This is a genomic window from Streptomyces sp. 4F14 (assembly GCF_048159485.1).
Taxonomy (GTDB): Bacteria; Actinomycetota; Actinomycetes; order Streptomycetales; family Streptomycetaceae; genus Streptomyces.
This window is the reverse complement of the sequence record NZ_JBLRVY010000350.1, coordinates 1-328: the sequence shown is the minus strand read 5'-3', so window position 1 is coordinate 328 and position 328 is coordinate 1. Positions and strand designations below refer to the sequence as shown.

Here is a 328-nt window from a genome sequence, read left to right as displayed (position 1 = left end):
CCACGATTCGCATGGGGCCAAGTCTTGCAGGCGGGTACGACAACGGGTCACGCAGTCACCGGACGCGCCTCGCATGCCGTCGTCGTGTGCATCGGCATCTCCGTCAGGCCCGGGTAGTACACATGCAGGCTCACCGCCGGCTCCAGCGCGTCGTTGACGACTTCGTGGGCGTACCCCGGCGCGAACACCCGCTGAGCTCCCGCCGGCAACGCGCGCGTGCCCCGCTCCGTGCGCTCGGTCAGCGTGCCGTCCAGGACGGTCAGCACGCCGGAGGAGCGGCCGTGGTCGTGCAGACCGCTGCTCTGTCCGGGGACCCAGGACAGCAGCC

General features: G+C 70.7%; 1 protein-coding gene. It reads right to left on the bottom strand.

The annotated features are described in order from the left end of the window. Positions 1-47: 47 nt before the first annotated feature. Positions 48-328, bottom strand: a 281-nt coding sequence (locus tag ACLZOT_RS51065; protein WP_416976124.1) for a cysteine dioxygenase, incomplete at its 5' end; no start/stop codon positions are given.